Source organism: Embleya sp. L77 (assembly GCF_055557415.1).
Window position 1 is genome coordinate 6,332,599 of sequence record NZ_CM145709.1, and the last position, 18,459, is coordinate 6,351,057.

General features: G+C 73.0%; 16 protein-coding genes. 10 read left to right on the plus strand and 6 right to left on the minus strand.

Annotation, left to right across the window (positions count from 1 at the left end):
- Positions 1-153: 153 nt before the first annotated feature.
- Positions 154-1,239 carry a DUF3866 family protein gene (locus ACZOOI_RS26875; protein WP_465278254.1) on the minus strand — a complete coding sequence of 362 codons (1,086 nt, stop codon included), beginning with the start codon at positions 1,237-1,239 and terminating at the stop codon, positions 154-156.
- A gap of 128 nt (positions 1,240-1,367) precedes the next feature.
- Here ACZOOI_RS26875 and ACZOOI_RS26880 point away from each other — a divergent pair, with 128 nt between their 5' ends.
- The 9 genes from ACZOOI_RS26880 (at position 1,368) to ACZOOI_RS26920 (ending at position 10,701) form a co-directional block, all read left to right on the plus strand.
- The gene (locus ACZOOI_RS26880) at positions 1,368-2,351 is read left to right on the plus strand and encodes a helix-turn-helix transcriptional regulator (RefSeq protein ID WP_465278255.1); all 984 of its coding nucleotides are present in this window, start codon (positions 1,368-1,370) and stop codon (positions 2,349-2,351) included.
- Entirely contained in the window at positions 2,348-3,322 is a 975-nt protein-coding gene (locus ACZOOI_RS26885) for a helix-turn-helix transcriptional regulator (RefSeq protein ID WP_396004783.1), read from the plus strand. The genes ACZOOI_RS26880 and ACZOOI_RS26885 overlap by 4 nt, the downstream gene beginning before the upstream one ends.
- Before the next feature lie 113 nt (positions 3,323-3,435).
- Positions 3,436-3,639 (plus strand): hypothetical protein, encoded by a 204-nt coding sequence (locus ACZOOI_RS26890; protein WP_078978606.1) that lies wholly within the window; start codon positions 3,436-3,438, stop codon positions 3,637-3,639.
- 43 nt (positions 3,640-3,682) lie between these two features.
- Positions 3,683-3,910 carry a hypothetical protein gene (locus ACZOOI_RS26895; protein WP_465278256.1) on the plus strand — a complete coding sequence of 76 codons (228 nt, stop codon included), beginning with the start codon at positions 3,683-3,685 and terminating at the stop codon, positions 3,908-3,910.
- A 129-nt stretch (positions 3,911-4,039) separates the two neighbouring features.
- On the plus strand, positions 4,040-4,321 hold the full coding sequence (gene tatA, locus ACZOOI_RS26900) for a Sec-independent protein translocase subunit TatA (protein WP_391581983.1): 282 nt from the start codon (positions 4,040-4,042) through the stop codon (positions 4,319-4,321).
- 106 nt (positions 4,322-4,427) lie between these two features.
- Positions 4,428-5,306: a twin-arginine translocase subunit TatC gene (tatC, locus tag ACZOOI_RS26905; protein WP_465281295.1), complete on the plus strand. Its 879-nt coding sequence runs from the start codon at positions 4,428-4,430 to the stop codon at positions 5,304-5,306.
- 26 nt (positions 5,307-5,332) lie between these two features.
- Complete coding sequence (locus ACZOOI_RS26910) at positions 5,333-6,220, plus strand: diacylglycerol kinase (RefSeq protein ID WP_465278257.1); 888 nt, start codon at positions 5,333-5,335, stop codon at positions 6,218-6,220.
- A 173-nt stretch (positions 6,221-6,393) separates the two neighbouring features.
- Positions 6,394-9,123, plus strand: coding sequence for a DEAD/DEAH box helicase (locus ACZOOI_RS26915; RefSeq protein ID WP_465281296.1), 2,730 nt, complete (start codon positions 6,394-6,396; stop codon positions 9,121-9,123).
- Positions 9,124-9,276: 153 nt separating this feature from the next.
- Positions 9,277-10,701 carry an amidase gene (locus ACZOOI_RS26920; RefSeq protein WP_465278258.1) on the plus strand — a complete coding sequence of 475 codons (1,425 nt, stop codon included), beginning with the start codon at positions 9,277-9,279 and terminating at the stop codon, positions 10,699-10,701.
- Between the two features lie 19 nt (positions 10,702-10,720).
- Here ACZOOI_RS26920 and ACZOOI_RS26925 read toward each other — a convergent pair whose 3' ends face one another.
- The 5 genes from ACZOOI_RS26925 to ACZOOI_RS26945 form a co-directional block, all read right to left on the minus strand.
- Complete coding sequence (locus ACZOOI_RS26925) at positions 10,721-12,484, minus strand: RNA polymerase sigma factor (RefSeq protein ID WP_465278259.1); 1,764 nt, start codon at positions 12,482-12,484, stop codon at positions 10,721-10,723.
- Positions 12,485-12,726: 242 nt separating this feature from the next.
- Positions 12,727-13,455, minus strand: a complete 729-nt coding sequence (locus ACZOOI_RS26930; protein ID WP_465278260.1) for a hypothetical protein — start codon at positions 13,453-13,455, stop codon at positions 12,727-12,729.
- A 150-nt stretch (positions 13,456-13,605) separates the two neighbouring features.
- Positions 13,606-14,547, minus strand: a complete 942-nt coding sequence (locus tag ACZOOI_RS26935; protein ID WP_465278261.1) for a 5'-3' exonuclease — start codon at positions 14,545-14,547, stop codon at positions 13,606-13,608.
- A gap of 40 nt (positions 14,548-14,587) precedes the next feature.
- Positions 14,588-14,962: an STAS domain-containing protein gene (locus ACZOOI_RS26940; RefSeq protein ID WP_020552020.1), complete on the minus strand. Its 375-nt coding sequence runs from the start codon at positions 14,960-14,962 to the stop codon at positions 14,588-14,590.
- Between the two features lie 336 nt (positions 14,963-15,298).
- Positions 15,299-16,549: an amino acid deaminase/aldolase gene (locus ACZOOI_RS26945; protein WP_465278262.1), complete on the minus strand. Its 1,251-nt coding sequence runs from the start codon at positions 16,547-16,549 to the stop codon at positions 15,299-15,301.
- 88 nt (positions 16,550-16,637) lie between these two features.
- Between ACZOOI_RS26945 and ACZOOI_RS26950 the strand changes: the two genes are divergently transcribed.
- Entirely contained in the window at positions 16,638-18,425 is a 1,788-nt protein-coding gene (locus ACZOOI_RS26950) for a carboxyl transferase domain-containing protein (RefSeq protein ID WP_465278263.1), read from the plus strand.
- Positions 18,426-18,459: the final 34 nt, after the last annotated feature.

The following is an 18,459-nucleotide window of genomic DNA, read 5'->3' on the forward strand; positions in this document are numbered from 1 at the left end:
GGCGTTCCGGGGCCTCTGTGGCCCGAGGCGTCCTCGGCGCGGCGGACGGGCCGAAAGTGCCACCTGGCCCGGCCCGTCCGGGTTCGAAGACGATGAACCGAGCCGGCCGACCCGGCCGGTCCGGCGTTCGAGGACGAGCAGGCCGCCGGCCGGTCAGTCCGGGAGCAGGTCCGCCGCGAAGCGGCCCGCGGCGGCGGCGGCGAGGAAGTAGGCGTGGTCCGCGTCGAGGCCGCGGCCCATCGTGGACAGCCGGGCGGGGCTCGTGCGCAGCGCGGCGTCGAGGCCGTCGACGGGCACCGTGTGCACGTCGTGCCCGACCCGCAACGGCTCGACGTCCGCCGCGACCCGATGTGCCAGCGCCGCCGGCAGCGCGGGCACGATCACGTCGGCCCGGGCCAGTGCGACCCGGCCGTACGCGGTCAGGCAGTGGTGCGAGACACCCTGATGGCGTTCGCGCCCGTCCGCGTCGGAGATCCGCAGCGAGGCCACCGGCCGGCCGCCGAGTGCGGCGATGGCGTTGATCGCCTCGCCCGCCGCGACGCCGGAGAAGCCCCACGGCGTGCCCGTGCCCAGATTGCCCGGTCCCTGCGCGACGATCGCCACGTCCGCGCCCTGGACGTGCCGGGCCGCGAGCAGGCCGGTGTGCAGGGTGACCGCCTCCAGGTCGCCGCCGAGCGCTTGGCCCACCGTCACCGAGCCCGCCAGCCAGCCGTGTTCGCGGAGCGTGTCGACGGTCATCGAGAACCACAGCGGCAGCGTGCCGCCGTCGGTCATCACGTACACCACACGCGCGTGCGGGCGCGCGGCACGGATGCCGGCGCAGATCGCGGGCAGCGCGGAGTGCAGGTCGGCGACCACGACCGGCATGCCGTCCAGTGAGTCCGCGTCGCGCAGCGTCGCGTGGTGTGGCGAGTCCTGCTCGTCCACGCCGAGTACGACCGCCTGCATCGGGGTGTAGCGGGCCTTGACCACGTGCCCCGGTCTTGGCGGCGGGTCCGCGGGCAGGCGATCCGGCAGCGCCACCACCAGTGCGTAGCCGCCGGTGCCCAGGCCCATGTCCTGCGCGGTGGTGTTGAGCAGTACGGTGTCGCCGATCACCGGGGTGCCGGTCAGGTGCGGGTAGGCGATCGCGCGCAACTCCCGTGCGGGGGTGGGTTCCGGGACGGCCACGGTCAGCTCGACCGCCCCGCGCCAGGCCCGTTTGATCGCCGTCACTTCGCCGCGTCGCCAGGTGATCACGGTCCGGCAGCCTAACGCCGGCGGGGGGCGCGGGGCGAACCGAAGGACCAGATCGACGGCCGGGACCAACCGACGCACCGAACGCGGTACGGTCGGGGCTGCGCCTTGTGGGAGGGACTGGGGATCTGATGGCGATTCCGAAGCAGGAGCGGTTGGTGAGCCTGGTGATGTGCCTGCTCGCCGCCCGTCGCTACGTCACGAAGGAAGAGTTGCGGCAGTCGATCGAGTCGTATCGGCTGTGCACGTCCGACGAGGCCTTCGATCGCATGTTCGAGCGGGACAAGGACGACGTACGCGAACTCGGCTTCATCGTCGAGACCGGTGCCAACGACCCGCTGATCGAGTCGGCGGACGGCTACCGGATCCGCCCCGAGATGAACGCGCTGCCGCCGGTGGAACTGGACCCGGAGGAGGCCGCCGCGCTGGCGCTGGCCGCCGGTGCCTGGCAGCAGTCCGCCCTGGCCGGAGCCGCGACCGGCGCGCTGTACAAGCTCAAGGCCGCCGGCGTCGAGATCGACTCGGCGCCGCTGACCAGCGTCGAGCCCCGGGTGACCGCGCGCGAGCCCGCCTTCGGGCCGTTGCTGGACGCGCTGCGCACCCGCCGCCCGATCCAGTTCGCCTACCGCCGCTCCGGCGCCGCCGAGGCCACGCCGCGTGTGGTCGAGCCGTGGGGGATGAGCTGCTGGCGCGGCCGGTGGTATCTGGTGGGCTTCTCCCGGGACCGGCAGGAGCAGCGCGTGTTCCGGCTCGACCGGATCGCCGACAAGCCCAAGCCGAAGCCGCTCAAGGAGCAGTTCCAAGCCGAGGTGCCGCAGAAGGTGGACGTGCGCGGCCAGGTCGCGCGCTTCGCCGGCGAGGGCGGCGAGGGCATCGCCCGGATCCGGGTGCGCACCGGCGCCGGGTTCCCGCTGCGCGCCCGGGCGAGCGCGGTGGTGCCGGCCGGCGACGGCTGGGACGAGTTGGAGCTGAGCCACGGACACGGATTGCACCACTGGCTCGCCGAGTTCGGCCCCGACGTGGTCGTGCTGGAGCCGCCCCATCTGCGCGCCGCCGTGGTCGCGCAACTGCGCGAGGCCGCCGGAGAGGCGACGGGACAGGTGAAGGTCGGATGAGCAACGCGATCGACGACACCCGGCGGCTGTTGTCGCTGGTGGCCTACCTGCGCGAGCGCCCCGGCACGCATCTGGACGACGTCGCGCGGGCGTTCGGCCTGCCGGTCGCACAGGTCGAGGCGGATCTGGGCACGCTGCACATGTGCGGCACCAGCTTCATGGCCGACGACCTGCTGGAGCCGCACGTCGACTTCGAGGGCCGGGTCTTCCTGGACAACGCCGACGCGCCGGTGCGCCCGGTGCGCCTGGCCCCGCACGAGGCACTCGCCCTGCTCGTGGCGCTGCGCGCGTTGGCGGGCCTGTCCGGGCTGCGCGAGCGGGACAAGGTCGCGCTGGGCCGGGTGACCGCCAAGCTGGAGGACGCCGCCGGCGAGGCCGCCCGTGCCGCGGAAGGGGTGACGGTCGAGTTCGAGGGCGACGACGCGGCCCAGGAGTCGGCGTTCGCCACGATGGACCGCGCGGTGAGCGAGAAGCGCCGGCTGCGGCTGCGCTACTACGTCCCGCGCCGGGACGAGATCACCGAGCGCGAGGTGGACCCGATCCGGCTGGTCCTGGTCGACGGGCACACCTACCTGGTGGCGTGGTGCCGACAGGCCGAGGGTCGCCGGTTGTTCCGGCTGGACCGGGTCGCCGAGGCGGTGCTGCTGGACGAGGCGTCCGAGCCGCAGCCGATCGAGCCGCTGGACCTCGCGGACGGCTTCGCGCCCACCGCGGCCGACGGCATCGAGGTGGTGCTCGAACTGGGGCCCGGCGGGCGCTGGGTCACCGAGTACTACCGCTACGACAAGGTCGAGGAACTGGCCGACGGCGGCCTGCGGTTGACCCTGCGCACGCCCGACCCCGCCGGGATCCGGCGGCTCGCGCTGCGGTTGGGCGGGCACGGCAGGGTGATCTCCCCGCCGGAGCTCGTGGACGATGTACGACGGACCGCCTCGGCCGCGCTCGCGGCCTACGCGGACCAGGCCGGCTGATTCGCCGCGGCCGGCGGCGATTGTCAAGAAACGGCACATGCCCCCGACCGCGGCTCAGCGGCACCTCCGGTACCACCGACGACAACCTTCCCGAGAATGCGAGGAGGCCCACGGTGTCGACGTTCACGGCGCGCTGCCCGGTTTGCGGACGGGTCGAGCTGACGGCGGATCAGCTGCGGCTGGTGCTCCGACCGAACAAGTCCTTCTACCTGTTCCGCTGCCCCACCTGCGCCGACTCGGTACGCCGGCCGGCCGGTGAGCGGATCGTCGAACTGCTCACCGACGGCGGAGTGTCGTCGATGCAGGTCGCACGCTGAACGGCGGCGCAGCGGCGGGTGCGGGGGCTGTTAGGGTCGCCGCATGTTGCCGTGGGTCCTTGTCTTCCTCGTGCTCGTCCTCGCCGGACTCGGCGTCATCGGCTGGTTCGCCTGGCGATTGTTCGGTGACGTGCGTCACCTCGGAGCGGCCGTCGCGGACGCCTCGACCCGGCTGTCCGAGGCCGCGGCCGAGCTGGACGCGGCCGGCGGCCCGTCCCTGCGGCGTGATTCCGCACCGCACCCCGGCCCCACGGCCGCTCACCGACAGTGATCCGCATACGTGACCCCTGGGGGTTACGTCCGGTGCAGTTGTTCGCCACCATTGCGTTGCACGTGTGTCACATGCACCGGCGTACGATCGAACCCGTAACCCCCCGGCCCCGGCAATGAGGTACTGACTATGTTTGGCAAGCTCGGTTGGCCCGAGATCATCCTGATCCTGGTTGTCGTCGTGCTGCTGTTCGGCGCCAAGCGTCTGCCGGACACGGCGCGTGCGCTGGGCCGTTCGCTGCGCATTCTCAAGAGCGAGACCAAGGCGATGAAGGAGGACGGGACGGCCGAGGCCCCCGCGTCCGACAAGACCGCCAAGTCCACCGAGACGCCGCCGCGCACCATCCAGGCGGCTCCGGGTGACGTGAGCGAGGCGCGGCCGGTCGGCGAGCCCGATCACAACCGTCGCTGAATCCGCGCGCGCCTTTTAGGAGTCGGCCCTCAAGGTGCTTGACAAGGCAGGGCGCGGACGAGAGTCCGGCCCGAAACAAAAGAAGATCAAGGACGCCGAGGGGCGCATGCCCCTGATGGAGCATTTGCGCGAACTGCGCAATCGGCTCGTCAAGGCGCTCCTGGCCATCATCGTCGTGACCATCGTCGCCGCGTTCTTCTACGAGGACATCGGCGCGTTCCTGGTCGACCCCGTCTGCGATCTCAAGAACGTCAAGGGCACCGGCGTCACCAAGTGCGGTCAGGGTGTCCTGGTCCAACAGGGCGTGCTCTCGCCGTTCTCGATGGCCCTGAAGATCTCGCTGGCCACCGGCATCATCGCGGCCTCACCGATCTGGCTCTACCAGATGTGGGCCTTCCTGGCGCCGGGGCTGCACAAGAACGAGAAGAAATACTCGCTGGCCTTCGTCGGCGTGGGTGTGCCGCTGTTCCTGGGCGGTGCCTACTTCTCGTACTGGATCCTGCCGCACGCCCTCCAGGTGCTCCTGGACTTCACGCTCACGGACGCCAGCAACCAGATCCAGCTGGACGACTACCTCAACTTCGTCATCCGCATGGTCGTGGTCTTCGGCATCGCGTGCGAGCTGCCGCTCGTGCTGATCATGCTGAACTTCGGCGGGGTCGTCACCGCGAGGCAGCTCGCGGGCTGGTGGCGCTGGGTGGTGATGGGCATCTTCGTCTTCGGCGCGGTGGCCACTCCCACCACGGACCCGCTGACGATGATCCTGCTGTCCATCCCGATCACGATCCTGTACGGGATCGCGCTGATCGTGGCCTGGCTCAACGACCGGCGGCGCGGCAAGCGGCACGCGGAAGTGTTCGGCGCCGACCTCGACGACGACGAGGCGTCGGTCCTGGACACCTCGGTGCGCCCGGTCGACCGCCCGAGCGCCGTCGCGGACGAGCCGGAGCCGGGCCCCTCGGCCAGGGTGGACGACATCACCTGAGGTCCGGTGGGCTAATCTCGCGCCTTGTGTCTCGGGAGATAGCGGTATTCGTCAACCCCACCGCGGGTCGTGGTCGCGGCCTGAAGGCGGCGTCGGTCGCCGCCGACCTGCTTCGCGACCGGGGGCTGACACCGCATCAGGTGTCCGCCCCCGGTGTCGCGGAGGGGATCGCCCGACTGCGCGCGGTGGTGCGCCGCGGCGTGGACGCGGTGGTCGCGGTCGGCGGCGACGGCACGGTGGCGGCCGCGCTGCAGGCGGTGGCGGGCACGAGTACGCCGCTGGGTGTGGTGCCGATCGGTTCCGGGAACGACTTCGCGCGTGCCCTGGACCTGCCGGTGGGCGATGTGGCCGCCGCCGCGCGGGTGGTGGCCGACCTGCACGCCCGGCCGGTGGACCTGGGCCGGGCGGGCGAGCGCTGGTTCGGGACCATACTGTGTACCGGCTTCGACTCGCGGGTCAACGAGCGCGCCAACCGGATGACCTGGGCGCGCGGGCGGACCCGCTACAACGCCGCGTTGCTGGGCGAGCTGGGCGCGCTGAAGCCGATCGCCTACGAGCTGGAGTTGGACGGCAAGCCCTTCGACGTCGAGGCCACTCTGATCGCGGTGGGCAACGGCCGCTCCTATGGCGGAGGCATGCGGATGTGTCCCGACGCCGACCTCGCCGACGGCCTGTTCGACGTCACCGTGGTGGCCGGATGCGGGCGGGCCGAGTTGTTGCGGGTGTTCCCCAAGGTCTACAGCGGGAAGCACGTGAGCCACCCGCTGGTCACCGTCCACCGCGCCGCGACCGTGTCGCTGAGTGCGCGCGGGCTCAGCGGGTGGGCCGACGGCGAGCGGCTGGGCGCGTTGCCGCTGACCGCGGACTGCATACCCGACGCGGTCCGGGTACTGACTCCCGCGGCACGCGACTGAGCCGAGGCCCGCCACCGGGCGGCGTCTCCTGATCGAGCCTGATCGAGCCGCACGTCGTGATGGAGCCGCATGTCATGATCGAAAAAAGGTGATCACAGCCGTCGGTCCCGGCCGGTAGTCTGCTTGACGAGATGCCTCTCGATCCTTCACGCGGCACGGACCGCGACACCCAGATGTCCCCCGCCGAGCGCTACGCGGCCTCGCGCCGCCAGGCCGCCGACGAACGGACGAGTCTGCACGCGTTCCGCGAGCAGTACCCCTTCGGCCTAGACCCCTTCCAGGTCGAGGCGTGCCGCGCGTTGGAAAGCGGCAAGGGGGTCCTGGTCGCGGCGCCGACCGGTTCCGGCAAGACGGTGGTCGGCGAGTTCGCCGTGCACCTCGCGCTCGAACAGGGCCGCAAGTGCTTCTACACGACGCCCATCAAGGCGCTGTCGAACCAGAAGTTCGCCGACTTCCAGAAGCTCTACGGCGCGGCGAACGTGGGCCTGCTCACCGGGGACAACTCGGTCAACAGCGACGCCCCGGTGATCGTGATGACCACCGAGGTGCTGCGGAACATGCTCTACGCGTCCTCGAACGCGTTGAACGGCCTGGGCTATGTGGTGATGGACGAGGTGCACTACCTCTCCGACCGCTTCCGCGGCGCGGTGTGGGAAGAGGTGATCATCCACCTCTCCGAATCGGTCACTCTGGTCTCGCTCTCGGCGACCGTCAGCAACGCCGAGGAGTTCGGCGACTGGCTGGGCACCGTGCGCGGCGACACCGCCGTCGTGGTCTCCGAGCATCGCCCGGTGCCGCTGTGGCAGCACGTGATCGCGGGCAACCGCACCTACGACCTGTTCACCGACGAGAACCGCACCGAGGTCAACCCCGAGCTGATCCGGCTGGGCCGGATGGAGAGCGAGCGCGCGGGCCGACCGCAGGACCGCTACCGGCGCAACCGCGGTCAGGAGACCCGGCCGGTGCGCAGCCGGATCTGGACGCCCAGCCGGGCCGACGTGATCGACCGGCTCGACGCCGAGGGCCTGCTGCCCGCGATCACCTTCATCTTCAGCCGCAAGGGCTGCGAGGCGGCCGTCCAGCAGTGCCTGTACGCGGGCCTGCGGCTCAACGGCGAGGCGGAGCGGGCCGAGGTGCGCGCGATCGTGGAGGCGCGCACCACCGGGATCCCGGACGAGGACCGGCACGTGCTGGGCTACCACTCGTGGCTGGAGGCGCTCCAGCGCGGGATCGCGGCGCACCACGCGGGCATGTTGCCGACCTTCAAGGAGGTCGTCGAGGAACTGTTCGTCAAGGGCCTGGTCAAGGCGGTGTTCGCGACCGAGACGCTGGCGCTGGGGATCAACATGCCCGCCCGCTCGGTGGTGTTGGAGAAGCTGGTCAAGTGGAACGGCGAGACGCACGCCGACCTGACCGCCGGCGAGTACACCCAGCTCACCGGGCGCGCCGGGCGCCGCGGCATCGACGTGGAGGGCCACGCGGTGGTGCTGTGGCACCAGGGCTTCGACGCCGGCCACCTGGCCGGCCTCGCGGGTACCCGCACCTATCCGCTGCGCTCGTCCTTCAAGCCGTCCTACAACATGGCGGTCAACCTGGTCGGTCAGGTCGGCCGGCACCGCTCGCGCGAGCTCCTGGAGACCTCGTTCGCGCAGTTCCAGGCGGACCGCTCGGTGGTCGGGCTGACCCGGCAGGTGCAGCGCAACGAGGAGGGGCTGGCCGGCTACCACGAGGCGATGACCTGCCATCTGGGCGACTTCGCCGAGTACGGGCAGCTGCGCCGTGCGCTCAAGGATCGCGAGACCGAGCTGGCCCGCGAGGGCGCCTCGCAGCGTCGGGCGCAGGCCGCGGCGTCGCTGGAGAAGCTCAGGCCGGGCGACATCATCGTGGTGCCCACCGGCAAGTACGCGGGCCTCGCGGTGGTCCTGGACCCGGGCACCGACCAGGGTCCGGAGGGGCCGCGCCCGTTCGTGCTCACCTCGGACCGGCAGGCCCGCCGACTGGCCGGGATCGACTTCCCCGTGCCGGTTACCGCGATCGACCGGCTGCGCATCCCGCGCTCGTTCAACGCGCGCAATCCGCAGTCCCGCCGCGACCTGGCGTCCTCGCTGCGCAGCAAGGCCGGCCACGTGGACCAGCCGCGGGCCCGCAAGCAGCGTTCGCCGGCGGCCGACGACCCGGAGATCACCCGGCTGCGGCAGGCCATCCGGCAACACCCGTGCCACGGCTGCGACGAGCGCGAGGAACACGCGCGGTGGGCCGAGCGCTACTACCGGCTGCTGCGCGACACGCAGGTGATCGAGAATCGGATGAAGGGCCGCACGCACACCATCGCGCGCACCTTCGACCGGGTCTGCGCGATGCTCACCGACCTGGACTACCTCGAGGGCGACACGGTCACCGAGGACGGGCGCCGACTCGCGCGGATCTACGCCGAGCTGGACCTGCTGACCGCCGAGTGCCTGCGCGAGGGCCTGTGGGAGGAGCTGACCCCGGCCGAGTTGGCCGCGTGCGCCTCCGCGCTGGTGTACGAGTCGCGGCAGCCGGACGACGCGATGGCTCCCAAGCTGCCGGGCGGTGCGGCGCACGCCGCGCTGGCCGACATGGTGCGGCTGTGGGGTCACCTGGACGCGCTGGAGGGGCAGCACCACCTCGACTTCCTGCGCGAGCCGGACTTGGGCTTCGCCTGGACGGCGTACTCGTGGGCCTCGGGGCTGAGCCTGGACGCGGTGCTCGGCGAAGCGGACCTGCCGGCCGGTGACTTCGTCCGCTGGATCAAGCAACTCGTCGACGTGCTGGGCCAGATCGCCGCCGCGGCCCCCGACGACAGCAAGGTCGGCGGGACCGCGCGCAAGGCGGTCGAGGGGCTGCGCCGAGGCGTGGTCGCGTACTCGTCGGTGGGCTGAGGAAACCACCGCGCGGCACCTTCGGTGACCGGCGCGGGCCGGTCGCGGTGCCGCGCGCCGGATTTTGACGATCCGTCCACGGGGCGGACGGCGCCGGGCAACCGTCGCGTACGGTGCGGGGCGGACGTGTTCACCAGCGCTGGAGGTCGTGCCGTGCGGATCGACGAGTATCAGTCCTATGACGCCACCGGGCTCGCGGGCCTGATCGCCCGCGGCGAGGTGACCGCGGACGAGGTGCTCGACGTCACCTTCGAGGCGATCAAGGAGCGCGAACCGGCCCTGGGCGCCGTGGTCGCGTTGTGCGAGGAGCAGGCCCGGGCCGCGGTCGCCGGGCTGCTGCCGGGCGTGCTCGCGGGCGTGCCGTATCTGATCAAGGACCTCGAGTGTGACGTGGCCGGGATGACCACGAGCAACGGGTCGCGATTGTTCGCGGGTTCGATCGCCGCGCGCGACAGCACGCTGGTGACCCGGTTGCGGGCGGCCGGTGTGCTGATCGTGGGCAAGACCAACACCCCCGAGTTCGGGCTCGGTACGAGCACCGAGTCCGGCCTGTTCGGGCCCGCGCACAACCCGTGGCATCTCGACCGCAGCGCGGGTGGCTCCAGCGGCGGGTCGGCGGCGGCGGTCGCGGCGGGCATGGTGCCGGTCGCGCACGCCACCGACGGCGGCGGCTCGATCCGGATCCCGGCCGCGTGCTGTGGGGTGTTCGGGCTCAAGCCGAGCCGCGGCCGGGTCACTCCCGGTCCGGAGCACGGCGAGTCGTGGGGCGGTCTGGCGGTCGCGCACGCGGTCACCCGCACGGTGCGCGACAGCGCGACGCTGCTCGACGTCACCGGCACCCCGGAGCCGGGCGACCCGTATCACGCGCCGCCGCCGGTGGGCCCGTATGCCGCCGAGGTGGGCGCGGATCCCGGGCGGCTGCGGATCGGGCTGATCCTGACGCCGGTGGACGCGGACGTACTGGTGGACCCCGAGTGCGTGCGGGTCGCCGAGGAGGCCGCCGCGCTGTGTGTCGCCCTGGGGCACGACGTGGAGCCGGTGACCTGGCCGGACACGCTGACCCGGCCGGGCGAGGTGATCGCGCCGATCAGCGCCGCGCACATGGCGCGCATGGTGGATCTGCGCCTGGCCGAGCTGGGGCGCGAGCTTCAGGCGGACGATCTGGACGGGGCCACCCGGCTGATCGTGGACAAGGGCCGCGGGTTGTCGCTGGCCCGCTACCTGGCCGCGGTCGACAAGATGCATGCGATCGGGCGGGCGGTGACCCGCCTGACCGGGCGCTTCGACGTGCTGCTGACCCCGACGATGGCGGTGGTGCCGCCGCTGCTGGGCGAGTTGGACCCCAACCGCGACCCGCGGGCCGCGCTGAACGGGATGCGCGGTATGGCCGCGTTCACGAGCCTGTTCAACGTGACCGGGCAGCCGGCCATGTCGGTGCCGCTGGGGCACACCTCGGACGGGCTGCCGCTGGGCGTGCAGTTCGCCGGCCGCTACGGCGACGAGAGCACGCTGTTCCGCCTCGCCGGACAACTGGAGGCGGCGGCCCCGTGGGCGGGCACCGCGGGCGCGGCGAACTAGGGCGGCCGGGTTTCGGGGGTCAGCGCCGGCACAGCGTGTAGTGCGAGCCGTTCTTGCCCTCGACCTCGGTGCACGCGGCGGTGGAGCCGGGCCGCATCAGTGGTGCGGCCAGTGCGCTGGGCACGGTGATGGTGGGGTTCTCGCACCATTTGCCGGCGCCGTTGTCGCACTTGAAGCCGACCTTGCCGTCGTCGGCGCGGAACTCCTTGTTGTCGGCCACCAGGGTCGGCACCGACCGGGTCGGCTTGACCCTGGTCGGGGCGGGCCGGGTCGCCGGGTACTTGGTGGGCGTGGGTCGCCGCGGCGGCGGGGTCGAGGCCGGCTCGGCGGAGGGTTCCGCGGCCGGCTCGACCTCCGGCTTGGGCGGCGAGGGTTGCGGGGGAGGCGTCTCGGCGGTGGACGGCGCCGGCAGGGGGGCGGGCGCGGAGGCCGCCGCCGGCGGAGCGGGGTGCTTCGGCTTGGGCTTGTCGGTGTCCACGAGGGCGAAGGCGGCCACCGCCACGACCACCACTACGCCGCCCGCGATCAGCGACGAGCGGCCGGCGGTCTGGCCGGCCTGGCTCGCGCCCTTGACCGCGGCCGTGCCCGCGCCCGCGCCGGCCGCCGCGCTCCCGGCCGCGGCGGCGCCCGCGGCCACGCCGCTTGCGACGCCGCCCGCACCGGAGGCGCCGACGGCCAGACCCATGCCGCCGGCCACGGCCGTGGCCGCCGCGGCGGTGCCCGCGGCCACGGCGGTGCCGCTGAGGAAGATCGGCGCGGTGATGCCGATCAGGGCCAGCGCGATCGGCCCGTATCGGTCGCGGACGTCGACCATCTCGGCGTAGGTCTCGTTGCATCGGCTGCACGTCTTCAGGTGCGCGTCGATGCTTTCCCGGCGCTTCTCGGAGTCCATCCGGTTGCGGATGTGCCTGCCGTAGTGCCGGGTGAACTTCTTGCAGTTCTCGTCCTTGACGCCGCCGGTGGCGAACGCCACGAAGTAGTTGTCGCGCAGTTCCTGGCGGGCCCGCTCCAGGATCTTGCGCACGTTGTCCGGGTTCTCGCCGACCAGCGGGGCGACCTGGACGGCCTGCTCGCCCTCGATGTCCACGTGCCACAGCACCATCCGGGACCGCTCGGGCAGGTCCTGGAACGCCTGGAGCGCGAGCCGGGCGTCGTCGGCCTTCACCATCCGGTCCTGGTTCTCCCAGGCGGACTCGAAGACGGTGAAGTCCTCGGTGAGCCATTCGCGGCGGTTGCTCCTGGTCCAGTCGCCGGCGACGTGTCGCACGGTGGTGAGCAGGTAGGCCCGGAACGCCTCCTTCGGCCCCTGGCCCGAGCGCAACGCCTGGAGCGTGCGGGCGAACGCCTCGGCGCACAGGTCGTCGGCGGCCTCGGGGGTGCGGGTGCAGGTGCGAGAGAAACGGCGGACCGAGTCGACGTGGCGCTGATAGAGCAGGCCGTAGGCGTCGCCGTCGCCGGCGCGCACCAGGTCGGCCAGTTCGCCGTCCGGGGGGCCCGCGGGTGCGCGCGCCCGGCCGGTGTCGGCGTCCGGTGCCGCGTCGGGGTGCGGGCCACCCGGGCCGGTCGCGAAGGGGTGGGTCGCTGCGGCGTCGGCCGGCCGGGGCTGGGCCGGTTCGGCTGCGGCCGGCTCGGGCCGGAACTCGCCGTCGTACACCCGAGGGTGATGCACGCCGCGCTGGCCGGGGACGAACGGGGGACGTGCGCCCGAGCCGGTCGCCTCGGCGGCGCCGCCGTTCCCGTCGCCGATGGGGTCGGGGGTCGCCGCGTCGTCCTCGCGTGCCACCGTCTGCCCCCTTGTTCCCGTGCCGTACCCGATCGTCCGGACAGCATCGTGACCATCCGGACACGGTCTGTCCACAAGCGGTGGGGCCCGGCAAGGCACCCGGAGTGCGCTCCGGCGCGGGTGGTGTGGCACGGGCGCGGGGACAGAAGGCCCGCGCCCGTGCCGGTGGGTGGTGCGCAGTGGGTGTGACGCTGCGTCATTCGGGTGACGAACGCGCGTACGTAGAGCCGGTTCATCGCGTGCTACCGGCCCGTCGTGCCCGGCGCGATGGTCAAACGCACGCTCGAACGCGGGATGCGCGGGGCGCCGCCGGGTACTCCGCCGGGGCCGTCCAACGGGTCCACCGGTGCCCGGCACAGCCGGTCCAGGCGGTCCGGCAGCTCCGGGTCGTCGCCGTCGAGCAGGGCCATCAGTCGCCCGGGCGGCACCGCGTGGGCCTGGTCGCCGAGTGCGCGTTCCAGGTGTCGGGCGGTCAGCAGCAGGTGGCGCAGGTGGCCCCACAGCAGTGACTCGGGCACCTCCAGGCGCACCACCACGATCCGTACGTGCTCGCCGGCGGCGGCTCGCCGGGCCAGTCGTTGCTGGAGGAGTGCGGCGGAGGGGAGTTCGGTGATCGGGTCGGTGCCGGGCGGCAGGGTGCCGGGCGGGTTGGCCCGGGCGCGGGTGCTCAGGTAGGCCTGCACGAGCGGGCCGGGGGTGCTGTGCGCGAGGCCGCACAGGAACAGCGCGTCCAGTTCGGCCAGCGCCACCTCCAACGGGATCTCGGCGGCGGCCCGATCCCGGGCCAGGGCCAGGCAGGCGGAGTGCGCGTGGTCGCCGCGGACGAAGGCGTCCAGGCATTGCTCGACGGCGTCGCTGTGCCAGGCGACCCGGGCCGGCCACCCGGCCCGCAGGGTCACCCGTTGCCACTCGCCGCGGAGCCGATCGCGGTCGGGTTGGACTGTAATCGTGGTGTCACACTCGGTATGCATGCCTGGGGAGACATGCCTTCACGGCGAACGTGACAGATTCCCAGGAACTTTCCGATGTGACCTGGGTCACATCGGCGCTCGTGCGCCCGGCGCGTTCGGGAGCGACCCTTTCGAGTGGGCGGCCGCGTCCTCAGGTGGAGATTCCGGGCATCAGCGATCGGGGGTGAGCACCTCGAGCAACCGGTGCACCGGACCGCTCAGGCCCCACTGCCGGCGCAGCGCGTCGAGCGCGACCGGGTCGGCCGGCTCGGTGGGCAGCGGCCGATCCCACCCGGCCGGCGGCGGCAGCGGCACGTCCCGCACCACCCGCACCACGCCCGGGGCCACGTCCAGGTAGTCGCTCGCCTCCAGGATCCGGGCCCGCCGCGCCGGGGTCAGCCTGGCCGCCGGGTCGGCCGCGGCCGCGCGCACGCCCGCCAGGTCGCCGTACTCGCCGATCAACTGCGCCGCGGTCTTGTCCCCGATGCCCTTGACCCCGGGCAGCCCGTCGCTGGCGTCGCCGCGCAGCGTGGCGAAGTCCGCGTAGGCCGAGGCGGGTACGCCGTAGCGGGCGAGCACGGCGGCCTCGTCGATCACCTCGTGCGCGGCCACCCCCTTGACGGTGTAGAGCACCCGGATCGCGCGTGCGTCGTCGACGAGTTGGAACAGGTCCCGGTCGCCGGTGACGATGTCCACCGCGATGCCCGCGCGTTCGGCCAGCGTGCCGATCACGTCGTCCGCCTCGAAGCCCGGCACGCCCACGCGCGGGATGCCCAGCGCGTCCAACACCTGTTCGATCACCGGCACCTGGGGGGCGAGCGTGTCCGGGATCTCCTCCTCGTCCGGCCCGGCCTCCTCGGCGACCCGGTGTGCCTTGTAGGAGGGAATCGCGTCGACCCGGAACTGCGGTCGCCAGTCCGCATCCATGCACGCCACCAGTCGGGTGGGCCGGCGGTCCTCGACCAGGCGTGTGATGAAGTCGACCAGGCCGCGCACGGCGTTGACCGGTGTGCCGTCGGGAGCCTTGACCGATTCCGGGACGCCGAAGTAGGCGCGGAAGTACAGGGACGCGGTGTCGAGGAGCATCAGACGTTCAGTCACCCGCCCGATCATGCCGCACCGGACCGACGCCGGCCCGCGCGCGGGACCGTACTCAGTCGGCGAACTCGTCGAGCACTTCCTGCAGGGTGTCCCGCACGCCCAGCACATCGATCAGGCCGGTCATCCGCAGCGTCGCGCGGACGTTGCGATCGGGTGCGGCCAAGCGCAGTTCGCCGGAGAAGGCGTGCATCGACTTGAACGCGTCTATCAGCACACCCAGGCCGACCGAGTCGCAGAAGTTCAGCCCGGTGGCGTCCACGACCACCCGGCGACACCCGCCGTCGATCAGCTCGATCAGCGTGCGATGCAGCAACGGGGCGTTGTGCAGGTCCAGTTCGCCGGCCAGGTGGACGACCGCACAGCCGCGCCAGATCGTCACCCCGGTGACGGGGTGTTCCTGCCCGAGCGTGCCCAAGCGCGCGATCATGGCTGCGACCTTTCACCGGCCGGACGTACCGCCGCGCCGATACGGCGCCGGCAAGGGCATTGTGGGCCATCCGCGGTAGTGCCGGACAGCCCCTCGACGGGTCGTTTTTTGCGCGGTGGGCCGAACGGGTGGGTCTTGTCCGGGTAACGGCCGGTCGGTCCCCGTCGCCGCCGCACTCCACGCGCCCTCGCGGTCACCGGAAGCGGCCCTGGGGTCACCGCGAGAGGCCGGCGCTCAACCGGGGCCGCCCCGTGCCCACCGAAGCGGTGGTTGCTCACCGGGAACCGCCCGGTGGTCACCGGAAAGGGCGGGTGCCCACCGGAAGCCGCTTCGCGCTCACAGGAACGTGTGGCCCTCGCCCCGGTAGGTGGGCACCGTACGCACCACCCGATCGCCCTCGACCAGATGCAACGCGTCGAAGCGCTCGCACAGTTCGCCCGCCTTGGCGTGTCGGAACCACACCGAGTCGCCGATCCGCAGGTCGTCCGCCGGCGCGCCGCGCAGCGGCGTCTGCACCTCGCCCGCCGCCTCCTGCGGCTGGTACGACAGGCCCTGCGGCAGGTACGGCTGGGGCAGCCGGTCGGCCGCGGGCACTCCCGACGCCGGGTAGCCGCCGCCGAGCACGGTCACGCAGCCGTGTCCGGCGCGGCGCACCACGGGCAGTGCGAACAGCGCGGCGGGGCGGCCCCGGAAGCAGGTGTAGTGGTCGAACAGGCGCGGTTGGAAGAGCCCGGACCCGGCCGCGACCTCGGTGATCGAGGACTCCGCGGCGGTGCGCTCGACGCTGCCGGTGCCGCCGCCGTTGACGAACTCCAGCGGAGCGATCGCGCGCACCGCACGCACGATCTCGGCCCGGCGCCGGCTCAGTTCGGCGCCGGCCCCGGCCTGCATCGCGCGCAGGATCCGGCCGTAGAGCGCGCGGCCCTCGGGCGCGTCGCCGACGCCCGCGATGTGCGCCTCGTAGGCCATCAGCCCCACGAGGCGAAAGCCCGGCCGGCGGGTGACCGCCTCGGCGACCGCGACCACCTGTTCCGGCGTGTGCAGCGGCGAGCGGTGCGCGCCGATGTGCACCCGGCCGCCGAGCGGTTGCCAGGAGGTGTCGATGTCCACGCACACCCGCAGCTCGGCGCGGGGCCGCACGTCCGCGATCGCGCGCTCGATCAGGTCCAGTTGGGCCGGGTCGTCGATCATGATCGTCACCCGCGCGGCGGCCTCGGCGTCCGCCGCCAGCCGGCGATAGCCGGCGCGGTCCGTCGAGGGATAGGCCACCAGGATGTCGGTGATTCCCTCGCTCGCCAGCCACAGCCCCTCGGGCAGGGTGAACGCCATCACGCCGCGGAAGCCGTCCAGCGCCAACACCTCGTGCAGCAGCGGCAGGCAGCGCACCGACTTGCTCGCCACCCGCACCGGCGTGCCGCCCGCGCGGCGCACCAGGTCCGCGGCGTTGGCCCGGTAGGCGGCCAGGTCCACGATTGCGAACGGCGCATCCAGGTGTGCGGTGGCCCTGTCGTAGCGGGAACGATCGGCGCCGAGGGTGGGCGGCGCGGCGGGAGCGGACACGGGCGGCGCGGCGGTGAGAGGAGCCATTCCCGCAGCCTGCCAGATCGGCGTACCGACCGGTAGGACTCATCGGCGGCGGGGTGAACGTTGCCGGGTGTGGCATTAGCTTGATCGTATGAGTCACCCCGAGCGAGTGCGGGCCCTCGATCTGATCGAAGGTGTCCTGGATCCGGGCAGTTTTCGTGCCTGGAACGATCCGCTGCCCACGCTCGCGGCACCGGATCCGGCGTACGCGGCGGAGTTGGCGGCGGCCAGCTCCCGGACCGGCCTGGACGAGGCGTTGGTCACCGGGGAGGGCCGGATCCACGGTCGTCGGGTGGCGGTGGCCGCATGCGAGTTCGACTTCCTGGCCGGCTCGATCGGCGTGGCGGGCGCCGAACGGCTCACCCTCGCGGTGGAGCGGGCCACCGCGGAGGGCCTGCCGCTGGTCGCCTCGCCCACCTCCGGCGGTACCCGCATGCAGGAGGGCACGGTCGCGTTCCTGCAGATGGTCAAGATCTCCGCCGCGGTGGCCGCACACCGCGCCGCGGGCCTGCCCTACCTCGTCTACCTTCGCCACCCCACCACGGGCGGCGTGTTCGCCTCCTGGGGCTCGCTCGGGCACGTCACCGCCGCCCAGCCCGGTGCGCTGATCGGCTTCCTCGGCCCGCGCGTGTACGAGGCGCTGCACGAGCAGCCGTTCCCGACCGGCGTCCAGGTCGCGGAGAACCTGTACGAACACGGCCTGATCGACGCGGTCGTGCCGCCGGAGGAACTGCGTCAGGTCGCGATCCGGGTCTTCGACGTGCTCGACTCGGGCACGGCGGCCTCGGGGCTTGCGGCCGGTGCGGCGGCGTCGGGCCGGCCGGTCGGTACCGCGGCGGCCGGGGGTGCGCCGTCGGGCCCGTTGTCCGGTGCCGCGGCGTCCGGTGGTGGACCGGCCGGTGGCGCGAGGTCCGGTGCTGCGCCGTCGGGCCCGCTGTCCGGTGACGCGCCGTCCGGTGCCGCGCTCTCGGGCCTGCCGTCCGGTGTCGTGGCGTCCGATACCGCGCCGTTTCCGCCGGGCGAGCTGCCGGTCGGTTCGTCGCCCGGCACGCAGCCGGGGCCGGTGCCCGAGGACGCTGTCGGGCCGCCGTCCGACGTGCCGGCGTGGACGTCGGTGGAGCGTTCGCGCGATCCGCGCCGGCCGGGGCTGCGCACGCTGTTGCGGCACGGCGCGCGTTCGGTCACCCCGCTGCGCGGGACCGGCGAGGGGGAGAGCGAGCCGGCGCTGCGCCTGGTGCTGGCCCGGTTCGGGGCCGGTCCGGGACCCGGTGCGCCGTGCGTGGTGCTGGGCCAGGACCGTACCCGGCAGAGCGAGCACGGTCCGTTCGGCCCGGCCGGGCTGCGTCAGGCCCGGCGGGGCATGCGGCTGGCCGCCGAATTGGGGCTTCCGCTGGTGACGGTGGTGGACACCGCCGGCGCCGCGCTCTCGCGCGAGGCCGAGGAGGGCGGTCTGGCCGGCGAAATCGCCCGCTGCCTGGCCGAGTTGGTGCTGTTGCGCGCGCCGACCGTGTGCCTGCTGCTCGGCCAGGGCTCCGGCGGCGGTGCGCTCGCGCTGCTCCCCGCCGACCGGGTGATCTGCGCGCAGCACGGCTGGTTGTCGCCGCTGCCCCCGGAGGGCGCGGCGGCGATCCTGTACCGCAGTACCGAGCGGGCCGCCGAGATCGCCGGGCGGCAGGGGATCCGCTCCGCAGACCTGTATCGGGACCGGATCGTGGACCGGGTGGTGCCCGAGCACCCGGACGCCGCCGACGAACCCGAGGCGTTCGTGCGCCGGGTGGCGGCCGTGCTCGACCACGAGCTGAGCACGTTGCGGGCCCTGGACCCGGACGAGCGCCTGGCCGCGCGGATGGCCCGCTATCGGCGTCTCGGCCTCTCGTGAGTGATCCGGGTGTCACTCGAACGGGTGAGCTTGC

Bases quoted from the DNA above. Each gene is read 5' to 3' on its own strand.
- ACZOOI_RS26885 (WP_396004783.1), top strand. From the start codon at position 2,348: ATGAGCAACGCGATCGACGACACCCGGCGGCTGTTGTCGCTGGTGGCC.
- ACZOOI_RS26880 (WP_465278255.1), top strand. From the start codon at position 1,368: ATGGCGATTCCGAAGCAGGAGCGGTTGGTGAGCCTGGTGATGTGCCTG.
- tatC (WP_465281295.1), top strand. From the start codon at position 4,428: ATGCCCCTGATGGAGCATTTGCGCGAACTGCGCAATCGGCTCGTCAAG.
- tatA (WP_391581983.1), top strand. From the start codon at position 4,040: ATGTTTGGCAAGCTCGGTTGGCCCGAGATCATCCTGATCCTGGTTGTC.
- ACZOOI_RS26895 (WP_465278256.1), top strand. From the start codon at position 3,683: ATGTTGCCGTGGGTCCTTGTCTTCCTCGTGCTCGTCCTCGCCGGACTC.
- ACZOOI_RS26930 (WP_465278260.1), bottom strand. From the start codon at position 13,455: ATGCATACCGAGTGTGACACCACGATTACAGTCCAACCCGACCGCGAT.
- ACZOOI_RS26915 (WP_465281296.1), top strand. From the start codon at position 6,394: ATGTCCCCCGCCGAGCGCTACGCGGCCTCGCGCCGCCAGGCCGCCGAC.
- ACZOOI_RS26950 (WP_465278263.1), top strand. From the start codon at position 16,638: ATGAGTCACCCCGAGCGAGTGCGGGCCCTCGATCTGATCGAAGGTGTC.
- ACZOOI_RS26940 (WP_020552020.1), bottom strand. From the start codon at position 14,962: ATGATCGCGCGCTTGGGCACGCTCGGGCAGGAACACCCCGTCACCGGG.
- ACZOOI_RS26945 (WP_465278262.1), bottom strand. From the start codon at position 16,549: ATGGCTCCTCTCACCGCCGCGCCGCCCGTGTCCGCTCCCGCCGCGCCG.
- ACZOOI_RS26935 (WP_465278261.1), bottom strand. From the start codon at position 14,547: ATGATCGGGCGGGTGACTGAACGTCTGATGCTCCTCGACACCGCGTCC.